4 protein-coding genes are annotated in these 5,990 nt (G+C 67.7%); 2 read left to right on the top strand and 2 right to left on the bottom strand.

What is annotated here, in order from left to right:
• Positions 1-232 precede the first annotated feature (232 nt).
• Positions 233-796 carry a hypothetical protein gene (locus NJ4_RS20295; RefSeq protein ID WP_067439575.1) on the bottom strand — a complete coding sequence of 188 codons (564 nt, stop codon included), beginning with the start codon at positions 794-796 and terminating at the stop codon, positions 233-235.
• Positions 797-997: 201 nt separating this feature from the next.
• Between NJ4_RS20295 and typA the strand changes: the two genes are divergently transcribed.
• Entirely contained in the window at positions 998-2,893 is a 1,896-nt protein-coding gene (typA, locus tag NJ4_RS20290) for a translational GTPase TypA (protein WP_067439572.1), read from the top strand.
• 144 nt (positions 2,894-3,037) lie between these two features.
• On the opposite strand, the gene NJ4_RS20285 is transcribed toward typA, so the two are convergent.
• On the bottom strand, positions 3,038-3,766 hold the full coding sequence (locus NJ4_RS20285; RefSeq protein WP_067439569.1) for a sulfite exporter TauE/SafE family protein: 729 nt from the start codon (positions 3,764-3,766) through the stop codon (positions 3,038-3,040).
• Between the two features lie 254 nt (positions 3,767-4,020).
• Between NJ4_RS20285 and NJ4_RS20280 the strand changes: the two genes are divergently transcribed.
• The gene (locus NJ4_RS20280) at positions 4,021-5,631 is read left to right on the top strand and encodes an ABC transporter substrate-binding protein (RefSeq protein ID WP_157551247.1); all 1,611 of its coding nucleotides are present in this window, start codon (positions 4,021-4,023) and stop codon (positions 5,629-5,631) included.
• The last annotated feature ends 359 nt before the right edge of the window (positions 5,632-5,990 follow it).

The following is a 5,990-nucleotide window of genomic DNA, read 5'->3' as shown; positions in this document are numbered from 1 at the left end:
TGGCAGGACGCCCGGAAGCGGCGGGGCGCCCGGCCCGGAAGCGCTCATCGATCTCAAGGGTGCGATGGCAGTGGTCGGTGGCCCGGGCGTCAGGCTCGGACGCGATCTGTTGGAGGAGATAGGGCGGCACGATGGAACAGCTCATGTCTCAGTCCTATCGCGCGGCACCGACATGCGAAAGACCCCGACGTGCGGCAGTTCGAGCAGTGCCGCACGTCGGGACCGGTGTGGATCAGTAGGTCACGAAGCTGATCGTGTTGTTGACCAGCGTGCCGTCCATGTTGCGCTGCTCGAGGGTGAAGATGCTGCCGGACTTGGTCACCCCGATGCTGTTGTAGCCGCTGACCGGTGTCGCGACGCCCAGCGTGGCCGGGTCGCCGACGAACGCCACCTGGTAGGTGCCCGGCCCGGTGTGACGCACCAGGTTGGCACCGCCCGAGCAGTTGAACCCGCCGTTGGGACGCCACACGCTGTCCTGCGGCACGCCGGCCAGGTTGGTGAAGCTGTGCACGAGCCCGACCTGGCAGCCGGCGGAGCTCATGTCGAGGCTGTGCTCACGCACCTGGTCGCCGGTGACCGAGTTGTTCTTGAGGTCGATGCCCAGCAGTGACTGGTTGAGCACCTTGCCGGATCGGACCGCGCCCGCGCCGATGTCGGCGGCCTTCACCTCACCGTTCTTGATGTCTCCCGAGTCGACCGTGTTGGTGCCGGGGATGGCCGCACTGGCGCCCCCTGCTGTGGCGAGGACGATGAGCAGTCCGTAGCCGACGACGTGCCTGAGATTGCTGAGCTTCATGGCGACTCTCCTGTCGGGGCGGAGCACACGGTGTGTTCCGACGCTGACAACACAGGACGGTCAAAACGGACATTTGATACATGGGGGGCGGGTTTTCCGGAGCCAAGCGATTCGGAGCGAGCCCCGTCCCGGCCGTAGACTTGTCCGGCTGTCCCATGTCCAGGGCAGGAATCCCGTCGCAGAGAGTGAACGAACTGCCCCATGTCTGGAAACACGCAACGCACTGACCTCCGCAACGTGGCGATCGTCGCCCACGTTGACCACGGCAAGACCACCCTCGTCGACGCGATGCTCCACCAGGCAGGTGCCTTCACCGAGCACCAGGCCGAGGGTGTCGCCGAACGGGCCATGGACTCCGGCGAGCTCGAGCGCGAGAAGGGCATCACGATCCTCGCGAAGAACACCGCTGTCCACTACGCCGGCCCGGCCGCTGACGGCAAGCCGATGACGATCAACATCATCGACACTCCCGGCCACGCCGACTTCGGTGGCGAGGTCGAGCGCGGCCTGTCCATGGTCGACGGCATCGTGCTCCTCGTCGACGCGTCCGAGGGCCCGCTCCCCCAGACCCGCTTCGTGCTCCGCAAGGCGCTCAACGCCGACATGCCGGTGATCCTGGTCGTCAACAAGACCGACCGTGGCGACGCCCGCATCGACGAGGTCGTCGACGAGACCTACGAGCTGTTCATGGACCTGCTCGACGAGTCCCACAGCCAGGACGCCCTCGACTTCCCGGTGGTCTTCGCCTCCGGCAAGGCCGGCATCGCCTCGCTCTCCAAGCCCGAGAACGGCACCCTGCCCGAGGGCAGCGACCTCGAGCCGCTGTTCAAGACGATCCTCGACACCATCCCCGCGCCGACGTACGACGAGGGCGCCCCGCTGCAGGCCCACGTCACCAACCTCGACGCCTCCCCCTTCCTGGGTCGCCTCGCGCTGCTGCGCATCAAGCAGGGCAACCTGAAGAAGGGCCAGACCGTCGCCTGGATGAAGCGCGACGGCTCGGTCAAGAACGTCAAGGTCACCGAGCTCCTCGTCACCGAGGGCCTCGAGCGCAAGCCCGGCGAGTCGGCCGGTCCCGGTGACATCGTCGCCGTCGCGGGCATCCCCGACATCACCATCGGCGAGACCCTGGCCGACCCGGAGAACCCGGTCGCCCTGCCCCTGATCCACGTCGACGACCCGGCCATCTCGATGACCATCGGCACCAACACCTCGCCGCTGGTCGGCCGGGTCAAGGGCCACAAGGTCACCGCCCGCCTGGTCAAGGACCGCCTCGACTCCGAGCTGATCGGCAACGTGTCGCTCCGCGTTCTCCCCACCGAGCGTCCCGACGCCTGGGAGGTGCAGGGCCGCGGCGAGCTGGCGCTGGCGATCCTGGTCGAGCAGATGCGTCGCGAGGGCTACGAGCTCACCGTCGGCAAGCCGCAGGTGGTCACCAAGGAGATCGACGGCAAGATCCACGAGCCGATGGAACGCCTGACCATCGACGCCCCCGAGGAGTACCTCGGCTCGATCACCGAGCTGCTGGCCGCCCGCAAGGGTCGCATGGAGCAGATGACCAACCACGGCACCGGCTGGGTGCGCATGGAGTTCGTCGTCCCCGCGCGTGGCCTGATCGGCTTCCGCACCGACTTCCTCACCGAGACCCGCGGCACCGGCATCGCCCACCACATCTCCGAGGGCTACGAGCGCTGGGCCGGCGAGATCCGTTCGCGCAACAACGGCTCGCTGGTCGCCGACCGCTCGGGTGCGGCCACGGCGTACGCCATGACGAACCTGCAGGAGCGCGGGATCATGTTCGTCGAGCCCACCACTGAGGTCTACGAGGGCATGATCGTCGGCGAGAACTCGCGCGCCGACGACATGGACGTCAACATCACCAAGGAGAAGCAGCAGACCAACATCCGGTCGGCCACCTCCGACAACTTCGAGAAGCTGATCCCGCCGAAGCGGCTCTCCCTCGAGCAGTGCCTGGAGTTCTGCCGCGAGGACGAGTGTGTCGAGGTCACCCCCGAGACGGTCCGCATCCGCAAGCTCGTCCTCGACGCCCACGCCCGCGCCAAGACCGCGTCGGTCGCGCGCAAGGCCAACAAGTAGCGTTTTCGGCTTGGTCAAAATCACAGGCTCGCCTGTGATTCTGCCCGATTGACATGAAGTTTCGTGTCGATCGGGCAGTTTCACAGGCGGGCCTGTGATTTTGACCGCCCCAGAGGGGGCTCGGGGCGTCGCTGTTCTCGGCGCTCAGGCGCTCTGCAGGAACGCGGTCAGTGCCACGGCGACCAGTCCGGTCAGCACGATCCTGCGGAAGGCCGCTTCGCTGAGGCGGTGGAAGATGCGGTCGCCGATGGACCAGCCCAGCGGGATCCCGAGGCATCCGGCGGCGATCAACAGCACCGCGTCGCGGCTCAGGACGCCGGCCACCACGAAGAGTACGACGGCCACCAGGTCCTGAGCGGCGAAGACGGCCTGGAGCGTTCCGCGGGCCCGGCGGGCGGGGAGCTCGGCTCCGGTCACCGCGATCACCAGTGGCGGCCCGTTCATGCCGGTCGAGGTGAGCAGTGCACCACTCAACACTCCCCCGATCCACTGGGCGGGGGCCGAGGCCGGCAGCCGCACCCGCAACGCGGTCAACGCGACGGTGATCAGGACGAGGACGCCGATGGTGACCGTGAGAAGCCGCTCGTCGACCACCAGCAGCGCGAGCAGTCCCAGAGGCATGCCGAGCAACCCGGCCACCACCAGTCGCCGTACCAGCGGCACCTCGACGTGCTCGCGCTCCTGACGCCAGGCGCGTGCCGACATGAGCAGGCTGACGCCGGTTGCGGCGGCGATCGCGGTCGGCGCATCCACCAGGAGGAGCAGCAGCGGGATCGCCAGCATCGCCCCGCCGAACCCGCTGACGGCCTGCGCGATCGCACCCAGCGCGAAGATCGCCGCGGCAGCCAGGGCGATGAGGATGAGGTCCGGCACCGGCTCACGGTAGGGGTCGGCGTACGACGCTCGAGGGGTCGATGCCGCACAGTGGAAGGGTCTGCCGGCCCCCGCGGCGGAGCGAGCCTCTCGCGGCCCGGCGACGTGCCGGAGCCGTGGCCCGGAGGGCGACAAACGGACATTCTTCCCGCTGAGTGGGATGCGCCCGGAGCCGTGGCACCCCCGCAGAACACCCTGTGACCACAGACACATCGTGGTGACCTCGGACCACCCCGTCACACAGTGGAGGAACAGTGAAGACACGCATCTCGCGTCGAATGCGGTGGACGGGACTGCTCGCAGCGAGCGCCCTCATCGTCACCGGTTGTGCCGACACCTCGGCCGACTCCGGCAAGGACGACGCCCCCGGTTCCGTGGACTACTCGACGCGGCTGATCAATGCCGGCGATTCCGCGGGCGACCCGGTCAAGGGCGGCACGCTGCGCGTCTCGGAGTACTCCGAGGCTCGCACGCTGGACCCGACGTCGACGTACCCGACGGGCTCCACGGGCGGCAACATCATGGCCGCCGTGTATGACACCCTGGCCCGCTACGACCACGAGACCGGCACGTTCGTGCCGCAGCTCGCGGAGGCCATCGAGAGTGACGACAGCATCACCTGGACGATCAAGCTCCGCAAGGACGTGAAGTTCCACGACGGTACGCCGTTCGACGCGGACGCCGTGATCGGCAGCATCAACCGCTACATCAACGCCTACGGCCTGCACGCGATGCTGACCAAGTCGCAGATCAAGTCGATGAAGGCGGTCGACCCGCTCACGGTCTCGATCGAGATGAACGCCGCCTGGCCGCGCTTCCCCAACGTCCTGACCAACGGCGTCGGCATGATCCTGGCACCTGCGGCCTACAAGGACCCGAAGAACTTCAAGCCCATCGGGGCCGGGCCGTTCAAGTTCAAGAGCTACAAGCCGGCCGAGTCGACCACGGTCGTGGCCAACGACGACTACTGGGGCGGTCGGCCCAACCTGGACGCCATCGAGTTCGACATCCTGGGCACCGACAAGACCGGTGTCGAGACCCTCGAGAGCGGCGGCGTCGACCTCACGTTCGTGCGCAGCACCGAGCTCGTCGACGACGTCATCAAGGGCGACCTGCCCGGCATGGACAACTACGCAAGCCTGGCCAACAACTTGTGGTTCAACAGCCGTGAGGGTTCACCGACCGCTGACAAGCGGGTCCGTCAGGCCCTGGCCCTGGCCTTCGACCCGAAGATCTTCCTCCAGCGCACCGCGAACGGAGCCGGAGACCCGAGCAAGCTCCTGATCGGCGCCGACTCCACCTGGGCCCCGGGCGTCGACCCGATGCCGACGGACACTGCGGAGGCCAAGAAGCTGGTCGAGGAGGCCAAGGCCGACGGGTTCGACGGAAAGATCCGCGTTCTCGCCCGCACCGACCAGGCCTCCCAGGCCGGCGCGGTCGCCATGCAGGGCATGTTCGAGGCGGCCGGCTTCGAGGTGAAGCTCGACCTCGTCGCGAACGTCGCCGACCAGGTCCAGAAGATCTATGTCGACCACGACTTCGACGTCGCCACGGCGGCGACGTCGATGCACGACGAGGACGTCTTCGGCCGCCTCTCCTCGGCCCTGGGCAGCACCTCGGCAGTCAACGTCGGCGGCTACGCCAACCCGGAGATGGACAAGCTCATCGCCCAGCTCCAGGGGATCGAGAACCCGGCCGACGCCAAGGAGGTCCTCACCAAGATCGAGGCACTCTGGGCCGAGGACGCTCCCGGTGTCGCGGTCAACTCCGGCGCGATGGTCAACCTGTGGAACAAGAACGTCCACGGCATCAAGACCAGCGGTGAGACCCTGGTGCTCTTCGACAAGGCGTGGCTGGACAAGTGATTCTCGCCGGGTGACCGCCCGCTGATCCACCTGTGGCAAGGCCCCGCTCTCCTTCGGGAGAGTGGGGCCTTCTGCATTCCCGCTGCGAAGAGCGACCACTCCTCTCACTCGGTGCAACGGGCTGTCTGCGCGTTGAGTGCACGATCCGTGTCGAGATCCGGCCGGTACACGACACGGATCGTGCACTCAAACCCGGCCGGCCGCAGGCAGGGCCGCAAGCAGGGCCGCAGCGAGCGCGCCCGAGAGCGCGCCCGGGAGCGCAACCGGGTGCGGTCGGGATCACGTCGCGGGCGCAGCCGTGACCAGGTCTGGCCGCCAACGACCGAGGAACGGTGATGAAGCCGCGCCGAAGACGCCGG

The organism is Nocardioides jensenii JCM 1364 = NBRC 14755 (genome assembly GCF_001552535.1).
In the GTDB taxonomy this organism is placed as follows: Bacteria; Actinomycetota; Actinomycetes; order Propionibacteriales; family Nocardioidaceae; genus Nocardioides; species Nocardioides jensenii.
Note: the sequence above shows the minus strand (reverse complement) of the source record. Positions and strands in the feature narration are given on the sequence as shown.

Excerpts from the sequence above, each read along its gene's own strand:
- typA (WP_067439572.1), top strand. The coding sequence starts at position 998 with ATGTCTGGAAACACGCAACGCACTGACCTCCGCAACGTGGCGATCGTC.
- NJ4_RS20295 (WP_067439575.1), bottom strand. The coding sequence starts at position 796 with ATGAAGCTCAGCAATCTCAGGCACGTCGTCGGCTACGGACTGCTCATC.